Annotated in this window: 14 protein-coding genes and 2 pseudogenes; 10 read left to right on the top strand and 6 right to left on the bottom strand. The window is 47.0% G+C overall.

The genetic code is table 11. The features are described 5' to 3' along the window. Window positions 1-1,128: a carboxynorspermidine decarboxylase gene (gene nspC / locus AC6ROY_RS11485; RefSeq protein WP_500100552.1), complete on the top strand. Its 1,128-nt coding sequence runs from the start codon at window positions 1-3 to the stop codon at window positions 1,126-1,128. Between the two features lie 53 nt (window positions 1,129-1,181). On the opposite strand, the gene AC6ROY_RS11480 is transcribed toward nspC, so the two are convergent. After that, the gene (locus AC6ROY_RS11480; protein ID WP_500100667.1) at window positions 1,182-1,646 is read right to left on the bottom strand and encodes a DUF8821 family protein; all 465 of its coding nucleotides are present in this window, start codon (window positions 1,644-1,646) and stop codon (window positions 1,182-1,184) included. A 347-nt stretch (window positions 1,647-1,993) separates the two neighbouring features. Here AC6ROY_RS11480 and AC6ROY_RS11475 point away from each other — a divergent pair, with 347 nt between their 5' ends. Continuing rightward, window positions 1,994-2,233: a hypothetical protein gene (locus AC6ROY_RS11475; protein ID WP_500100551.1), complete on the top strand. Its 240-nt coding sequence runs from the start codon at window positions 1,994-1,996 to the stop codon at window positions 2,231-2,233. A gap of 55 nt (window positions 2,234-2,288) precedes the next feature. Here the strand turns inward: AC6ROY_RS11475 and AC6ROY_RS11470 are convergent, their stop codons facing one another. Beyond that, window positions 2,289-2,840, bottom strand: a complete 552-nt coding sequence (locus tag AC6ROY_RS11470) for a pyridoxamine 5'-phosphate oxidase family protein (protein WP_500100549.1) — start codon at window positions 2,838-2,840, stop codon at window positions 2,289-2,291. 219 nt (window positions 2,841-3,059) lie between these two features. Between AC6ROY_RS11470 and pdxR the strand changes: the two genes are divergently transcribed. The 4 genes from pdxR (at window position 3,060) to AC6ROY_RS11450 (ending at window position 8,273) form a co-directional block, all read left to right on the top strand. Further along, window positions 3,060-4,484 carry a MocR-like pyridoxine biosynthesis transcription factor PdxR gene (pdxR, locus tag AC6ROY_RS11465; RefSeq protein ID WP_500100666.1) on the top strand — a complete coding sequence of 475 codons (1,425 nt, stop codon included), beginning with the start codon at window positions 3,060-3,062 and terminating at the stop codon, window positions 4,482-4,484. Between the two features lie 140 nt (window positions 4,485-4,624). Next, complete coding sequence (locus AC6ROY_RS11460; RefSeq protein ID WP_500100548.1) at window positions 4,625-5,428, top strand: hypothetical protein; 804 nt, start codon at window positions 4,625-4,627, stop codon at window positions 5,426-5,428. Between the two features lie 272 nt (window positions 5,429-5,700). After that, a complete protein-coding gene (locus AC6ROY_RS11455; RefSeq protein ID WP_500100547.1) occupies window positions 5,701-7,635 on the top strand; it encodes a sensor histidine kinase in 1,935 nt (644 codons plus the stop codon). Continuing rightward, window positions 7,632-8,273 (top strand): response regulator transcription factor, encoded by a 642-nt coding sequence (locus AC6ROY_RS11450; RefSeq protein WP_500100546.1) that lies wholly within the window; start codon window positions 7,632-7,634, stop codon window positions 8,271-8,273. The genes AC6ROY_RS11455 and AC6ROY_RS11450 overlap by 4 nt, the downstream gene beginning before the upstream one ends. Window positions 8,274-8,377: 104 nt before the next feature. On the opposite strand, the gene AC6ROY_RS11445 is transcribed toward AC6ROY_RS11450, so the two are convergent. From AC6ROY_RS11445 to AC6ROY_RS11435, 3 genes are all read right to left on the bottom strand, one after another. Next, window positions 8,378-8,728: a MarR family transcriptional regulator gene (locus tag AC6ROY_RS11445; RefSeq protein WP_500100545.1), complete on the bottom strand. Its 351-nt coding sequence runs from the start codon at window positions 8,726-8,728 to the stop codon at window positions 8,378-8,380. An 89-nt stretch (window positions 8,729-8,817) separates the two neighbouring features. Beyond that, window positions 8,818-9,147 (bottom strand): nucleoside triphosphate pyrophosphohydrolase, encoded by a 330-nt coding sequence (locus AC6ROY_RS11440; protein ID WP_500100544.1) that lies wholly within the window; start codon window positions 9,145-9,147, stop codon window positions 8,818-8,820. A 29-nt stretch (window positions 9,148-9,176) separates the two neighbouring features. Then, on the bottom strand, window positions 9,177-9,818 hold the full coding sequence (locus AC6ROY_RS11435) for a DUF6037 family protein (protein WP_500100542.1): 642 nt from the start codon (window positions 9,816-9,818) through the stop codon (window positions 9,177-9,179). 1,369 nt (window positions 9,819-11,187) lie between these two features. Between AC6ROY_RS11435 and AC6ROY_RS11430 the strand changes: the two genes are divergently transcribed. Both AC6ROY_RS11430 and AC6ROY_RS11425 read left to right on the top strand, forming a co-directional pair. Next, window positions 11,188-12,483 carry an IS110 family RNA-guided transposase gene (locus AC6ROY_RS11430; RefSeq protein ID WP_500100541.1) on the top strand — a complete coding sequence of 432 codons (1,296 nt, stop codon included), beginning with the start codon at window positions 11,188-11,190 and terminating at the stop codon, window positions 12,481-12,483. 405 nt (window positions 12,484-12,888) lie between these two features. Beyond that, window positions 12,889-13,275 (top strand): helix-turn-helix domain-containing protein, encoded by a 387-nt coding sequence (locus AC6ROY_RS11425; RefSeq protein ID WP_500100540.1) that lies wholly within the window; start codon window positions 12,889-12,891, stop codon window positions 13,273-13,275. 116 nt (window positions 13,276-13,391) lie between these two features. Here AC6ROY_RS11425 and AC6ROY_RS11420 read toward each other — a convergent pair whose 3' ends face one another. Then, window positions 13,392-13,586, bottom strand: a complete 195-nt coding sequence (locus AC6ROY_RS11420) for a hypothetical protein (protein WP_500100539.1) — start codon at window positions 13,584-13,586, stop codon at window positions 13,392-13,394. Between the two features lie 216 nt (window positions 13,587-13,802). On the opposite strand from AC6ROY_RS11420, the pseudogene AC6ROY_RS11415 reads away from it, so the two are divergent. Beyond that, a pseudogene (locus tag AC6ROY_RS11415) lies at window positions 13,803-14,381 on the top strand (IS1634 family transposase); the annotation flags it as partial. A gap of 49 nt (window positions 14,382-14,430) precedes the next feature. Continuing rightward, window positions 14,431-15,353: pseudogene (locus AC6ROY_RS11410) on the top strand (IS3 family transposase). The last annotated feature ends 387 nt before the right edge of the window (window positions 15,354-15,740 follow it).

The following is a 15,740-nucleotide window of genomic DNA, read 5'->3' as shown; positions in this document are numbered from 1 at the left end:
ATGCACTTTGATGAATTGCCGACTCCCTGCTATGTAGTCGATTATGAGCGTATCGAGAACAATCTGAAAATCCTGGGCGGCGTTATGCAGCGCACAGGGGCCAAGATTGTATTAGCTCAAAAAGCGTTCTCAATGACGACGATGTATCCCCTTATCGGAAGCTATCTTAGCGGCACAACGGCCAGCGGTTTGTTTGAAGCCCGCTTGGGTTATGAGGAAATGGGCAAAGAAAATCATGTCTTTGCCCCTGCCTATCGCGACGATGAAATCGACGAAATTATTTCGATTTGCGATCACATTATCTTTAATTCATTTTCCCAGTTGGAAAAGTTTAAGGGTAAAGCTCTGCAAGCCGGCAAAAAGGTGGGCCTCCGCATTAACCCGGAGTGCTCCACACAGGTCGGACATGAAATTTATGATCCGTGCTCGCCAGGCTCCCGTTTCGGGGCCAAACGCGATCAAGTGCGTCCAGAGCTGCTTGAAGGCGTAACGGGCCTGCACTTCCACACGCTTTGCCAGCAAAACTCGGATGATTTGGCGACTACGCTGAATGCCGTGGAAGAAAAGTTCGGCGAGTGGCTGCCGCAGATGGAATGGATCAACTTTGGCGGCGGCCACCATATCACAAGGGAAGATTACGATCTTGCCACCCTTGAGGCTTGCATCAAAAAAATGCAGGACAAATACGGCCTTGAGGTGTATCTTGAGCCAGGCGAGGCCATCGCGCTCAACGCAGGCTACCTGGTCACCTCTGTTCTTGATCTTCATGAAAACGGGATGGATATTGCCATTCTCGACACGTCGGCCACCTGTCACATGCCGGATGTACTCGAAATGCCTTATCGCCCGCCGCTTTTTGGCTCCGGCGAGCCGGGCGAGAAGCCTTTTACATACCGTCTGGGCGGCCAAACGTGCCTGACCGGCGACGTAATCGGCGACTATTCGTTCGACAAGCCGTTAAAAAACGGCGATAGACTGGTTTTTGGCGATATGGCGATTTACTCCATGGTCAAAACCAACACCTTCAACGGCATGCCGCTGCCGGCTATTGCGGTCAAAGGCAAAGATGGCGACTGCAAGGTCGTGCGAGAGTTTGGCTATGAAGATTTTAAAGTAAGACTTGCGTAACGTATAGGTACGATCAAAAGACAGGCGCCCGGCGGGGCGCCTGTTCTTTTGGTTTAATATTGTCCTTTAATTACAAAAAACGAGCCCCGAATGGTTCCCGCCAGCTTAGACTTCTGTCTCGCAAACTTAAACTTCCCTTCCAGCTCCATGGGCACCTCCATCCCCTCAGAAAGCTTAAAGCCTACGGCCCGCTTCTTAGGGTCATCTACCGTATACATCACATTAAGCCCAAGGCCATCCTCAAAAAAGACATAGGTAAATTGGATATTCTCCACTTGAAAACGCGACGTTTCTAAAGGTTTGGCCGCAAACTCAAGATTACGTTCTTCCTTCAAAATTCGGTTCACGTAATCGAGGCTCTCCTGACTTTCGCCAGCCGGTACAACCGTAAATGCATGCTTGTATTTATTCATAAAATAACGGGCTTCATTAGCACGCAAGCCGGCGAGCGCTTCGGCTACAGGCGAAGACTCCAGGCCAACCGTGGACACATGGTTAAAATCAACGATATATGACATTATCATCCCTCGTTTTCTCTCATTATTCCCTACAGCAAGCATCTCCGCTTCGCCAGAAGCCAAGCTGCTGCTATGAATTATTATTTTCATGACCGGTACGATATCATACTCCCCAAACCCCATTTCGTCAAGATATCCTATGTGAAGGAGCGATTTAACGGTAAATCCCCCCTCATACATTAGAAATAAGAATACATTTCCGAATATAAGGAGCACCATCGCCTTTTTCAATTCATCCGGTTTCACGTAAAATGTTCCTCAGGCTGATGGAAAACAAAGGATACACACAACCGGTCGGCACACAATGAATTCAAGATCATGACGCAAGATTGAAACGGAGGACCTGCATGAACAGCGTGGACAAAATCAGATTTATGATCCTTTACGGTGAAGTGCCTGAGGCAACCTGTTATGGATACATGGAGTTGGATCGGGAGGGCCATATGATCGCGCTTTACAATGCGAATTGCGAGGAAATAGACATGTATGGCGGACATGAATTTGTCAGGGTACGGACGCTGGGCAACTTCGATGACGAAGACCGCGATCATTTTTATTCCTTGTTAGAAAGTGATGGTGTGGGATAAGCTGTACAACTGGCGATGTTCAAAAGGAGCATGCCGCGGCAGCTCCTTGATCGTTTTATAGCGTACTTTTTCCCGCGTTCATGACCGTGTTATACATTTTTTCTGCTTCAATTGGACTTTCTTTTGCCGTCATATGGCGAGGAATCACACGGCAAACTTGAACCGGTCCGCCAAACACAGCCGACCTATACTTGTCTACATGCTGCTTCGACAAGGGGCGGTTATAGTAGCCGGGTACGTATTTATGGATCATTTCCTGAAGGACATGGGTGGCCTCATCCAAATCTGTGATTGGCTCTGCTTGTCCAAAAATCATGACGCTCATATAAGCCGTATCCGTCTTGGCAGGCACCGGATCCGTGATCGTTCCGTATTCCTCACATACCGTAAAGCATACCTCTGGATTTTCACTCATGACATGATTACGCCTTCCATCTCCGGCCCCGTGAAAATAGAGCTTCCCATCCGTCCATACATAATTAAGTGGTACAACATAGGGCAGGTTCCCATCAGCCAATCCAAGGTACCCCATTCTCGCTTGATGAAGAAAGCTTTCAATTTTCGCTTGATCCCTGCATTCCCTGATCTTGTAACGAACCGAATTCATTTAGGCATCTCTCCTTTCACTCCTAACCTATTCATCCCTATTCATCCCACCCCAACCCCGATACTTTTCCAGCCTACAGCAATGACCCCATTGCAAGCACCAGCGTTATTACGGTAGTATACCAATGAATGGATTGTGTTGAAATATCCAAACATAGATGCTTCAAGCAATCCATAACTCCTGTTTTAGGATTGGGGCTTCTATGTGGAGGTGTGTATGATGATGAAAGTCATTCGTAATGACAAGAGACCGATCTGGCAGCAATTGCTTGATCAAGCGATTCATAATATTACTAGCGGAATCTGGGCGCCAGGGGAATTGCTGATTCCTTCCCGCGAGCTTGCTCACATGGTCGGCGTCTCTCGCTCAACGATACAGATCGTTTATGAGGAATTGCTAAGTCGAGGCTATACGGTTACATCCCGCCGAGGGGGGACGCGGGTTAGTACATGGAAGCAAGTCACTGAATCAACGAAGGAACTCATAACAGATGGCCCCTTCCCCCCTTCACTTCCATTGTTGAACTCGGCTGTCGATCAATTGCATGACTGGTTCGGAGGCCAGGAACAGCGAGAGGTGGATATTGACTTTAGTCCCCATGAACCCTATCTGGACGGGCAATTTCAAAAGACCTGGCGACAATCCCTGCTTCACGCATCCGCTGCAATGGAATTATCAAACTGGGCTTACGGTAACCCCTATGGTTTTACACCCCTACGCGAGCAAATTCAGCGTTATTTATCACTTGAACGGGGCATCCACATCCAAACAAATCAGATTCTGTTGACCTCCGGAGCTCAGCATAGTCTTGACCTAATCGCACAATCGCTTTTAGCCGAAGGCGACACCGTCTCTGTTGAAGACCCCGGGTTTCCGGCTGCTTGGATGGCGATGAAATATCGGCGTATGCATGTGGCGCCCGTTCCCGTCGATGAGTATGGTCTAGTAGTTGAGCATATCCATCCGCAATCCAAGCTAGTTTTTACGACCCCCTCGCACCAGTGCGCGGTCGGGGTCGTTATGTCGGAGCCGCGCAGGCAACAATTGCTGCATAAGGCTGCTCAAGAACAATTCTGGATCATCGAGGACGATTATGATAGTGAGTTTCGCTATCGCGGAGAAGCGCTTCCAACCCTGTTTAGCCAGGCCTCTCATCATACCTTGTACCTCATGAGTTTTTCTAAAATGATTGCTCCGGGCATTCGTATTTCCGCTATCGTTGGCTCTGCGGAGGCAATTGCTCAGCTAGCCAGGGTACAGGAGCTGACTTACCGTCATCTTCCGATTATGGACCAGCTGACTCTAACCCACTTCATCAAGCATGGACATTTTATGCGCCATATGAGAAGAGTCAGAAATGTGTACCGTCGAAGACACGAAGCGATGACAAAGGCGATCATGGCTAGCGGTTTAGGGGAGCGTTTCACACTAAGCGGGGTCGAAACGGGATTACATATGTTCCTGGAAGCTGAAGCGTCCTACGACGAAGAAGCCTTAACAAAGCTAGCTCTTCAAAAGGGAATACGTGTATACCCGCTCCGTCCCTATTGTTTGGAAAGCAAACGCAAGGGATGGGTGCTGGGGTTTGCAAAAGTAGATGAAGCAGCGATTGAGCAGGGGATTCATCGTCTGGCGGAGTGCTGATCTGGGCAGCAGGGAATTATGTTGCTTAACGCGAATTAATTTCCTGACGTCTTTCCCGAACAATTGGGAGTTCCCCTCTATTCCTTATGGAGCATGTTTCGCTATGCTGATCCCATGAGGAATGAGAGGGGATAAATAAAATGAATACAGTGTTGATTGAGAACAAACCATCGAAGCGCTGGAAGCAGGTCGGTCTCATTGTTGTTGCGGTCTTGTTTACGTTATTTGATTTTTTCTTCTTACAGGGAGCTGCCGAAGCGTTGGAGCCTTGGTTGCCTTCGGATTGCGGCGGCTGCAACGGCGAAACGTTCGTGCCCGATTCTTATCGCTGGCTTGCGGCTTCGCATGGCGCGCTAGTCGCCCTTCTGTTCAGCGGGAGCCTGATCGCCTTGCTTCGCCGGCCTTTTGAGAAGCCGATGCTGCTTCACTTTTATGCAGTAGGTCATCTTCTGTTTCTGGCGACCTTCGCTGCAACTGCGCCAAAACTGGCGTTAGGGAAAGTTTTCGTATTCATTATGTTCGCACTCACATTGACGATCTTGTACGCGTTCTACCACAACCGTGCCGCCGCGATCAAGCTCGCTGCATCCACCGGCTACTCCAGTCCGCTGCTTGTGCTGACGACGATTGCGGCGATCCTCCTGATCCCGCTAGCCATTCATGCAGCCATGCAGCAATGGTCGGAGACAGGGGAACATTTCCGCTGGGGCGAATATACAGCCATGCTGATTGTATTGTTATATGGCTGCCTTTTAACAGCTTCGCAGCGTGCCGGTTCCTTTGCACTTGGAATTATCGTTAGCCTTACATTTATGTACCTTGGGGCTTCGGCGCTTGCGGTACCAGACCACCCGGGCAGTTGGGGCATGCTAGGAGGAATCGCATCCATTCTCTTCGGCGTAGTCTATGTTTCCGTCTTGATTTCCAGCAAACGTATGAGGTGAATTTATCTATGCAGGGTTTGCATAAGAAATCACTCCAGGTACAGTCAAGCCCAGTCGGCCACCGCCATTCCCGGTGGCTCTTAGCCTTGTATACCGGGATTATCTCCATTAATCTGCTTCTTATCCTATGTTATTTGGCATCATTGCCCTCCTACTATTCCTATCTACTGGAATCATGCTTTAGTCCGATGCGGATTTGCTCGGATACGACGATTAGCGTCTTCCCCTTAGAGTGGAAAGAGACTCTTGGGCTTACGGAGTCAGGCCTGGCCATGCTTCATATCGGAATCGACTTGTTCTACTTCTGTTGTTTTGCATTCGTTGCTGCACTGATTATGATCTTGAAGCCCAAAGATGTACTCAGCTCGATTGCCGCTCTTACGCTCGTGAGCTTCGTGTTCGGAAATGTCTTCTTCCACCAGCGGGAAGAATCGGGTCTACTCGTTCCCCTCGCACAAATTGCCGGGCTAGCAGGCTTCATGTGCCTAGCCTTGCTATTCCCGAGCGGTCGAATGACCCGCAGATGGATTGGATGGACCGCCATCCTTGCCTTTCTTGTCCGCTATGTGCCCGATTATTTACCTTTTCGTACGATGCATATCGACAATTGGCCGCTGGGGCTATCGCTTGGCTGGCTCGTTCTATTTTTCGGCACGCTGTCCTATAGTCAATTTACGCAGTATCGTGAAAATGTCTCCCCTACGGCAAGACAGGCTATTCGGAAGGTTGCCTTCGGTTTTATCGGCGCTTTCGGAGCGCTAATTTGTGTGAATTTATTGCTAATCGCGTGGCCCCAACTCTATAGGAGCCAATTATTTTGGCTGGACCTCTTGATTCGTCTCACGATGCTGCCCATTCCTATTGCACTTGGCTCCGCCTTGCTGAAAGACCGCCTGTGGGGAGTTCCCCCCATCGTTCGCAGAAGCTTCGTTTACGCAGCGCTGCTCGTCACTGTATTCGGCATTTATTTGACGACGGTGTGGTATTTGGCACTTGTATTTCAATCCCAAAGTGACGTCTATCCACTAATTGCAACCGGGTTGGTTGCGGTCTTGTTCAGTCCTTTGAAGGCAAGTTTGGAGAAGCTGGTAAACCGATTCGTATATGGCAAAAGGGAAGACCCCGTCTCTTTCCTGATCGGCCTTGGCGATCGGTTGAAGGAGCCGTATGCGCCCGAGCAGGTTCTTGGAACGGTCGTAACGACGATAAAGGATATGCTGAAGCTGCCTCATGCCTCCATTACAATACTCGTCAATGATCGGGAGCAAGAAGCGGCGATAGCTGGATGCCCACGTGAACCGGAGTCCCTCCGGTTTCCGTTAGTTGTGGGAGGACAAGAGCTCGGCAGCCTCTATGTCTCCCCGCGGTCACCCGATGAACCGCTGAGCCGTTCCGATATGCGCCTGCTCCATATGCTGGGCAGGGAAGCTGCCAGAATCGTTCATGGACTTCAACAGTCTCTTGATATCAACCGCCTTATGCAAGAGCTGCAAGCGTCAAGAGAGAGGCTGGTCTTCGCCCGGGAAGAGGAGCGGCGCTCCCTTCGCAACAATCTGCACGATGACATGGCTCCGAAGCTCGCTTCACTCGCCCTTACCGCAGCCGCAGCAGGCGCATTGATTCACAAAAATCCTCCACGAGCTGAAGGCATCGTCGCCGAGCTCGAAGCCGATATTCGGGTCATCGTCAGCGAAATTCGTGAATTCGTCCATAATCTCCGGCCCCCGGCCTTGGATCAGTATGGTCTTGTTGAAGCGATTCGCCAGCGGGCAGATCGTCTGATGTATGTAATGAATGCGCATAGAACGGATGAGGGTAAGCACATTCAATTGGAAGTGTCGTCGCTTCATGCGCTGCCCCTGCTGCCTGCTGCCGTTGAAGTTGCCGTGTACCGTATCGTCTCGGAAGCGTTGACCAATGCCGTCAAGCACTCGCAAGCACGCACGTGCCGGGTTACGATCGCGATGCAGAAGGGGATGCAATTTGAAGAGCTTTATGTGGAAATTATGGACGATGGGGTTGGCATCTCCAATCCGACTCGGATGGGGTCGCATGCCTCGGAAGGCGGGGTCGGTTTAACATCCATTCGGGAGCGAGCTGCAGAGCTGGGAGGACGTAGTCAGATTGGGGCTGCTGAAGGCGGAGGAACGAGGGTCGCGGCGTGGCTGCCCTTGCAATTTCATACAGATGGGAGTGTCACCGAATGAGAACGTGGAAAATATTAATAGCCGATGACCATCCCATGTACCGCAAAGGACTCAAAACTGTTTTAGAAACGGTAGATGACATGGTAGTTGTAGGCGAAGCGACGAACGGCGAGGAAGCGGTTACTCTATGCGGTCAGGTATCGCCTGACGTCATCCTGATGGACATCCGAATGCCCGGCCTGAACGGAGTCGATGCAGCCAAACAAATTAAAGCGAATTACCCGGACGTGCAAATTCTTTTTCTGACGATGCACCAGGACGACTCATCGGTCCTTACCGCCTTAAAGACGGGAGCGAGAGGCTACCTTCTCAAGGATGCCGATAAGGACGAGATCATTCGCGCTATTCGCTCGGTTGCCGCAAAAGAAGCCATATTTAGTGCGGAGGTAGCGGAACGAATGATTGACTTTGCAACCCGGCCATCCTCCACTCTTGATCGCTTCTCCCAACTAACGTCCCGGGAAAAAGAGGTTCTGCATTTCATCGCCGAGGGCTATTCAAACAGCAAAATAAGCAAAGAGCTTGGCTTGACCGCAAAAACCGTGTCCAACTATGTGACGTTGGTGCTCAATAAACTTCACGCCGCCGATCGCACTGCAGCTGCGCAGATGGTGAAGGAAGCGAGAAATCATCCTTGATGACCTACAGCAAATGCTTTAGGGTACCGATGAGGTGCCCTAAGGCTTTGCGGGTTGAAATGTTCGCTTCCAATTTTAATAATCCCACTCCACCAGGTCTTGCATTAGCTTTCTTGCAAAAACAAGCTGTTCGTCTGTGTATTTAACCAAAAGGTCATGAATCGTTCTTCAATCTCACGATGGATTCGATTGTGAATGTGATGAACCTTTTGGCCTTTTGGAGTCAGGCTATAATACACTTCTTTCTTATTGTCATTAATCTGCTGCCTCTTGATCATCTCAAGCTTTATTAGTTTTTTGCTAATTCTAGTGATCGAACCTTTCGTTAACCCGGTTTTTTCAGCAATGGAGCCATTCCTGTAATGAATTAATTTGAGATTTGAAAGAAAAAAGCGCCTCCTGTATGCTGGGTCTCGAATGCGATCACATTCATGCCCTAATTNCCGGTGCCCCATCGTTGGAGCTATGGGCTAGAGCATTAAGTTTACAACGTTATTTCAGGAGCGTTCTACTAGTCCGCAAAATCCTTTTAATAAGTTTTGCATTAAGCGTTGTCGTCGACATCGATTAGATACACCCGATCCTGAAATCCACCACGTGCTTCGGCCTTCTGCTCTCTCAGGGTTTCAAGTTGTTCCCACGTTGCACCATGTACGGTAGCCAACGCCCGAATGATCTCGAGTATATCTGCAAGTTCTTCTAAAGATTCTATTGGGCCTTGGGCGGAAAAGTATTCCTCTGACTCTTCTGTAAGCTTTACGACAAGTTCTTTTTTATACTCTTCCTCCTCCAAAATACGTGTACGACATTCCTTACCAGACGACTTGATCACTTGAGGAATAAGGTCACGAACAAGTTTATTGTAAACCGGCATGGGCATCTTCCTTTACTTTATATAATTTTTTATATTTGGTTTATGATTTCTTCAGCCCTCTTTCTAAAAAGCAAACTTCTTTCTGTTGGTGTAGCGGACCAAACTGAACTGATGTTGTTTTTTCTGCAATGATTTTCAATCACTTTTCCGAATACTCTTTTTGTTTTCTCTAGATTCTCTACTTTAACTCTCCCTCTATTGGTATTTCTTGACCAAGTTTTAAAAAACGGAAGCTCTCCTTCTTTATCATAATTTTTATCACTAGTTCGTGTTTTTCTTATGGATTCAATCAAATCTTCGTCGGATGGGATCATAACTTCATCCGTTTGAATAATTCTCATTCTTGTACTGATAGTTTGGAATAAGCCTGCCGTCGAATGTTTGGCATATTCCCCTCTATCAGTTTTTACATATTCTACAACGTCTAGCATATCTTTAATTTTTTTAAACACATCTGTTGGAAGCATTCCAGAAAGGATCCCGTCTGTAACAGGAGCCAGCCAACCAACATTGTAGTCTTTTATTCCAAATAAAAATGTTAAGCTATTCAAAAAAAATATTACACTACCTCTTATTCTGTTATGTTCAAAACTAAATAGAATAGTATCAGAATTCATTTCTTTACATATTGCAGTTAAATGTCCAATTTCATTCTTAATATTAACTGCCATCAATATCTATCCCCCATCTCAGATCATTCCGTTTACTTCATAATTCGAGTCTTTTCAACATAATTCCTTCTCTTTAGCAGATTGTTGACTTCAAATTATAAATCGGAAGGTATGATGGCCTTAAGATCACCTTAGGGTGACTTAAAGTCACCCTAAGGTGGATACAAAAACGATAAATCGATATGATTTTCCAACACAAATGTAATTATGTGGTATATTTTGATCAGAAAATCTGTTTATTTAAAGGATAAGGTGACCCAGAGGCATCTCTATCCAAGATAAGGTCACCTTTGGGTGACTTAGAGTAACCACTGGGTGACTTAAAGTCACCCTATATTAACTTGATAATACTAGCTAAAATATATATAAAAAAAGCTGCAGGTTTATTGAATTATAGCTTGCATTCCATTTCTTATTGGTATATATTGACCCTATAACCTACTTTACTCTTTTCCCTCCACTGCCGGCAGGCGCTAGCAGTCATTCTAAGCCTTAAATTCTTCCTTAGGGAAGACTGTGTTTAATTCCTATTTGGATTGATTATTTAATGTTCTCTATGAACCCTAAGCCCTTGGGCAAGTTATTCCTTGTGAAGTCAAAGGACTAACCAGCCAAAGGGCTTTTTATATTTTATTCGTGCACTTCCAAGCCAAGAAATGATGTCTACATAGACAAAATTTCTTGGCTTTTTATATATATTCTCTTTTTTACTGATTCTTCAGGCTTATAGCGTATCTTCGCTAAATTAGGGTTCGGTGAAGCCCATAAGTTCACCAAACAAAGCTCATTATGGGCGACAACCGCTGGCACGGCAGATAGGTGCACATAACATAGCCGGGATCGTCCCGCCGAGCTATGGTTTACAAACAATCGGGCAAGAAAACGACCTGGTTCTTTAACCGAGCTATTGCTTGCTTTAATGCGGGTTGTTGTAAGCAGAGCTTTACGCTCACCCATCCTGGGAAAGCTTTTCTTTACTCAAAAAAATGCTCCTTGAAAACTTAACCCTTCCCTCCAGGTCTCAGAGAGAAATTTATAAATCGGCATGCTCATCTCACATATACCAAGGTTTCCGGATTCATGATCCTTGAAGAAAAGCTGAAGATGGCATTAACCCTTAGTTGAACTATGTCTTTTTTAAATAAAAACATGANAGCAATGGAGCCATTCCTGTAATGAATTAATTTGAGATTTGAAAGAAAAAAGCGCCTCCTGTATGCTGGGTCTCGAATGCGATCACATTCATGCCCTAATTAAAAGGAGCCATTCCTGTAATGAAGTAATTTGAGCTTTGAACGAAAAAAGCACCTCTTATATACTGGGAAACGTTCCGGCAAGAACAATCCCACATACGAAAGAGGCACTCAACATGAAGCATAAGCTAAAACAGAAACAGAATCAACGGATTACACAAATTACCGAATCGACACTGGTCGTCGGGGCGGATATCGCCAAGAGGATTCATGTAGCCCGGGCAGTGGATTTCCGCGGCATTGAACTCGGAAAAGACTGTGCGTTCCACAATGATGCGAGCGGACTGACGAAGCTTGCGACATGGATGAAGGAGCTTAAAAAAGTCCATGCCAAAACGGAGATTGTCTTCGGAATTGAGCCCACGGGACACTACTGGTTCCCGTTAGCAGCGTACCTGAAGGAGCAAGGCATTAAAATCGTCGTCGTTAACCCGCACCACGTCAATAAAAGCAAAGAGTTAGAAGACAACTCGCAGACGAAGAGCGACTACAAGGACGCGAAAGTCATCGCCGATCTCATTCGCAACGGAAAGTACTCTGAGCCGAATCTGCCGACAAAAGAGTATGCAGATCTCCGGATTCTAATGAATCTCCGAGAAAAGATGTCGGTAAGCCTAACGCAAGTTAAAGGCCGTATCGTTAATTGGTTTGACCGCTTCTTCCCGGAGTACACAAACGTCTTCAAAGTCTGGGAAGGCAAGGCATCGCTTATGACGCTCAGAGAGTTCCCGCTGCCCGCTGAAATTAGGGTTAAGGGCGCTAGGGTCGTCCTAGAGCATTGGAAGACAGAAGTGAAACGTGGAGTAGGGATAAAGCGAGCTGAGAAACTCGTGGAAGCAGCCTCCACCTCGATCGGTCTAACAGAGGGCGTAGAGGCAGCTCGAATTGAACTGGCCGTCTTGTTGCAGCAATACGACTTGTTTAGCGAGCAACTCGAGACGACCATGGCAAAGGTGCTGGAGATCCTCGAGAGTATTCCGGGCACTGCACAGATGTTGTCGGCGCCAGGCGTCGGAGTGGTGACGGTAGCAGGGTTTCTGGGTGAGGTTGGAGATATCCACAACTACGACCATGGGCAGCAAATCATTCGTTTAGCCGGTCTGAACTTGAAAGAGAACAGCTCCGGCAAGAGAAAGGGCAGGACCGGAATCAGCAAGCGAGGGCGCTCGCGTCTACGAGCTCTGCTGTTTCGGGCCGTGATGCCGATGGTGGCTAAAAACCCTGCATTCAAGGCGCTTCATCATTACTATACGACGAGAAGTCAGAACCCGCTGAAGAAGAAACAGTCCATCATTGCGTTATGTGGAAAGCTCATCCGAATTCTATTTACGTTAGGAACACAGCAGAAAGAATACGATGCAAATGATGTAATAGGGCCGGTTCGTCAGGCTCAGATGCAAGTAGCAGCTTAATCAAAGCATGACCTGTTAATCACGGTAAACTCGACATTAGCGAAGACAACGGAAGCACTGGAGCAGCCGAAGGACTACATTCCATAAGGGCAACGACCCCGTAAAGGAGCAAGAATCGGCATCCACCCCTTGAGAGGTAGAACGAAGGAATGTGAGGGCATAGACCCAGCGTGACATGGGAGGGTAAACCCCGAGGGTGAATGTGGATATTCAACTGTGCGATCATACAAATCATTCACAGTTTTGGAAAATGACATCCTAAGCTCTATTCCCGCCTACGCTCTGACTTCAGTCAGTTGCTTAGGCAACATTCTCCACTATTATCGCTCATGCTATCAAAGTTGAAATATTGAGAATACGTGAGAAAACAGGAGATTACATTACTTTATAGTGGGAGGAGGAAAAATGGATACTTTCAGAAAACTTATCGGTAAAAAAATAAGATCTATTCGAAAGGAAAAAGGACTAACGCAGGTCGAATTAGCCGAAAAGGCACAACTGATGTACCAATATGTTGGAGCAGTTGAACGGGGCAGCCGAAATATTTCTTTGGACTCTCTTGAACGGATTATCACAGCATTGGATGCAGGTTTCGAACAGATTCTTAATCTAGAAAACATGAACAAGAATTTAATCTCTGAAGAGGAAACAAACAAGGGTTATATTCTGACTCTTCATAATTTCTTGTTAAAATCACGATCTGAACAAGAAATAAAAGCGATACACAATATCACTGAGGAAATTTTCAAGATATTGCCCCCAATTAAACAAGCCTTGGCTTGTAGATTCTAAAATTAGCCCTTTTCAGGCGTAAGGATTATCCTCAACTGAAAAGGGTTCCAGCTTGTCTATATCTACATCTGCAATAGCATCATTTTAAGATGAAGAAACATTCTTCTGGTATTATCCTAGTTTTTGTAATAGGGATCAGTTTCGCTTATCCCCTTATTTAGTACGATTTTTTCGCCATTAGGCTCTTCACGAATGTATTGGCCGTCTTGCATATAAAATAATGGGGCCCCTGCCTCTCTTGCTCTCTGACGAACTGATTTTTTCACTTTTTTGAAAACCTGCATCAATTCATCTCTGCTTAAATCAGACATGGATTATTATCACTCCCTTATCTTGANGCTCATGCTATCAAAGTTGAAATATTGAGAATACGTGAGAAAACAGGAGATTACATTACTTTATAGTGGGAGGACGCTCTGCCATGAAGTATAACTCACATTCCGCACCCCTATGACTCTGAAAATGGCGAATTTTGTTGTATGCTAGAGTCAAAGAATCGTGAGTCGGATTAGGGGCGGATGACGAACATGCAAATCGAAAATTTCTATGAAGTTGGCTATCTGCCGTTACTCAGCGATATCATGAACGACCTGGGATTACGCCGGAAATTGGATGAACTTGTGCCGGTGGATCGGCAATGCCGGACGACCGCAGGCGAAGCCGTTCAGTTGCTGGTACTCGACATGCTGAGCGGCCGAAATGCCTTGATGAATGTCGACAAATGGGCAGCGGAGCAAGATTTGGATCAACTGCTCCGTCCCGGCTTGCAGGCTTCCTGGTTCAACGACGACGCACTCGGACGCCACCTGGACCGGCTATACGAAGCGGATATCCATCAGGTCTACTCCACGTTTCAGTTGCATGTGTATCAGCACGAACGTATCCCGATGGGTGTGTTTCACGGCGATACGACGAGTATGTCCGTCTACGGCGCGTACACCAAACCGAGTAAGGCACTAAGCATCGTTGAAGGCTACAGCCGCGACCGGCGAGGCGCGAAGCAAATCCAGTTCGGTTTGATCGGCAACGCCGACGGCATCCCCCTCTATGGCGATGTGCACGATGGAAACACCTCGGACAAAGCCTGGAATCCCGATGTGTTGGAGTATAATGGACTAAGAAATTCAGACAGAAAAAAAGGAGAAAGTTAGTTGTATGAGCACGATACGACGAAAGTTCACACCCGAGCAAAAAGCACAAATTGTGCTGGAAATGTTGAAGGAAGAAAAGTCCGTTGCCCAACTCGCCTCTGAGCATAGTATTCACGCGAATGTCCTCCAGAGATGGAAAACAGAAGCGATACAGAATCTGCCTCAATTGTTTGTCGATGACCGTAAAGGCATCACCAAAATGAAAGCCGAATATGAGAAAACCATCAATGATCTCTACGCCGAAGTCGGGAAGCTCTCGACGCATAACGCGTGGCTCAAAAAAAAATCTGGCCTCTGAAACGACCCGCGAAGCACGAATCGCTTTGCTTGATCGAAACGGCTCCGAACTGTCCCTCGCGGTGCATACCGAGCTGCTCAGCTTGAATCGCACCAGTCTGTATTACAAACCGGTCCCTCCCTCTCTGGAGGAGATTCGCCTTAAACACCGGATTGATGAGTTATACACGTTGTATCCGTTTATGGGCTCCAATTACGTATATTCGTTTACAACAGGGGTGGATGTATCTCGTAGCCGTCCTGGACTGGTATTCCCGTTACGTCGTCGCGTGGCAGCTTGACCAAAGCCTTGAGATTGGATTTGTCTTAGATACGGTTAGCCGTGCTCTACAGATCCATAAGCCCGAAATATTCAACAGTGATCAGGGCAGCCATTTTACCAGTCCACAGTATACCGACCTTCTGAAAGAAGCAGAGGTACGAATCAGTATGGACGGGCGAGGACGGGCTCTGGATAACGTTTTCACCGAGCGCTTATGGCGGAGCGTCAAGTATGAAGAGGTCTATCTCAAGGATTATGCAACGCCGAGAGAAGCGCGAATCGGGATTGGACAGTATCTTCAGTTTTACAATCATGTTCGTCCCCATCAATCTCTCGCTTACCAGACACCTGCTTCTGTGTACAAATAGTGATCTAGCGTTGTCCACAAGGAGGCTGGTTCTTTCTTGAACATGTCCTCCTCCAATGGACACGATCTACATTCATTACATACCCAATTGTGAGTCGTTTGTTTACAAGAATACACATGTGGATATATGCCCCATCGTATATTCCAACCCTCAGGGTACAACTAAGAAATTAAAAAAATCTGTCTTGACTTCTTGTGCCACTATATACACAACAAATCTCACTTCGATAGTCTCTGAAAAGTTGTAACTATTTGTGGTACGGTTCAGCATATCATCTCTGAGGCGAAATTCTGTACCGCGGTGCTTAATAAATTTGCCTTTTGTATTATTGCACCACTTTATTGTGCGTATGGTGAAGTTACTCATGGTATTTTAAACTTGCCATTA

Source organism: Paenibacillus sp. sg306046 (assembly GCF_059821225.1).
Note: the sequence above shows the minus strand (reverse complement) of the source record. Positions and strands in the feature narration are given on the sequence as shown.

What these genes read in the sequence shown, in the direction of transcription:
- nspC (WP_500100552.1), top strand. Translation starts at nt 1, where the DNA reads ATGCACTTTGATGAATTGCCGACTCCCTGCTATGTAGTCGATTATGAG.
- AC6ROY_RS11480 (WP_500100667.1), bottom strand. Translation starts at nt 1,646, where the DNA reads ATGTCATATATCGTTGATTTTAACCATGTGTCCACGGTTGGCCTGGAG.
- AC6ROY_RS11475 (WP_500100551.1), top strand. Translation starts at nt 1,994, where the DNA reads ATGAACAGCGTGGACAAAATCAGATTTATGATCCTTTACGGTGAAGTG.
- AC6ROY_RS11470 (WP_500100549.1), bottom strand. Translation starts at nt 2,840, where the DNA reads ATGAATTCGGTTCGTTACAAGATCAGGGAATGCAGGGATCAAGCGAAA.
- pdxR (WP_500100666.1), top strand. Translation starts at nt 3,060, where the DNA reads ATGATGAAAGTCATTCGTAATGACAAGAGACCGATCTGGCAGCAATTG.
- AC6ROY_RS11460 (WP_500100548.1), top strand. Translation starts at nt 4,625, where the DNA reads ATGAATACAGTGTTGATTGAGAACAAACCATCGAAGCGCTGGAAGCAG.
- AC6ROY_RS11455 (WP_500100547.1), top strand. Translation starts at nt 5,701, where the DNA reads ATGCTTCATATCGGAATCGACTTGTTCTACTTCTGTTGTTTTGCATTC.
- AC6ROY_RS11450 (WP_500100546.1), top strand. Translation starts at nt 7,632, where the DNA reads ATGAGAACGTGGAAAATATTAATAGCCGATGACCATCCCATGTACCGC.
- AC6ROY_RS11440 (WP_500100544.1), bottom strand. Translation starts at nt 9,147, where the DNA reads ATGCCGGTTTACAATAAACTTGTTCGTGACCTTATTCCTCAAGTGATC.
- AC6ROY_RS11435 (WP_500100542.1), bottom strand. Translation starts at nt 9,818, where the DNA reads ATGGCAGTTAATATTAAGAATGAAATTGGACATTTAACTGCAATATGT.
- AC6ROY_RS11430 (WP_500100541.1), top strand. Translation starts at nt 11,188, where the DNA reads ATGAAGCATAAGCTAAAACAGAAACAGAATCAACGGATTACACAAATT.
- AC6ROY_RS11425 (WP_500100540.1), top strand. Translation starts at nt 12,889, where the DNA reads ATGGATACTTTCAGAAAACTTATCGGTAAAAAAATAAGATCTATTCGA.
- AC6ROY_RS11420 (WP_500100539.1), bottom strand. Translation starts at nt 13,586, where the DNA reads ATGTCTGATTTAAGCAGAGATGAATTGATGCAGGTTTTCAAAAAAGTG.